This is a genomic window from Tolypothrix sp. VBCCA 56010 (assembly GCF_050875635.1).
GTDB lineage: Bacteria > Cyanobacteriota > Cyanobacteriia > Cyanobacteriales > Nostocaceae > Hassallia.
Genome location: NZ_JBPAOH010000532.1, coordinates 1 through 227, shown reverse-complemented (window position 1 = coordinate 227; position 227 = coordinate 1). Strand labels below are relative to the sequence as shown.

The window sequence follows — 227 nt, the reverse complement described above, 5'->3', positions numbered from 1 at the left end:
CCTTTCCTAGTTGAAAGTAGGCATATGCAATATTAATTTGGTCATCCAACTGCTGACGAATGACTAAATCTTGGTTTTCACACTCAATAGCTTGCTCGTATTTCCCCCATTCTCGATAGCAATTAGCAAGCCAATACCACAGATTAGCGACATTTTTTTCTAGTCCTAATTGTTGATAAAGTTCTCGGCTTTGTTGATGGTAATTTAGAGATTGTTCGTATTTACCC

Annotated in this window: 1 protein-coding gene; it reads right to left on the bottom strand. The window is 37.4% G+C overall.

From position 1 onward, the window contains the following. Positions 1 to 227 (bottom strand): tetratricopeptide repeat protein (locus tag AABK37_RS42235; RefSeq protein ID WP_432557308.1); only part of this gene is annotated, 227 nt, incomplete at both ends.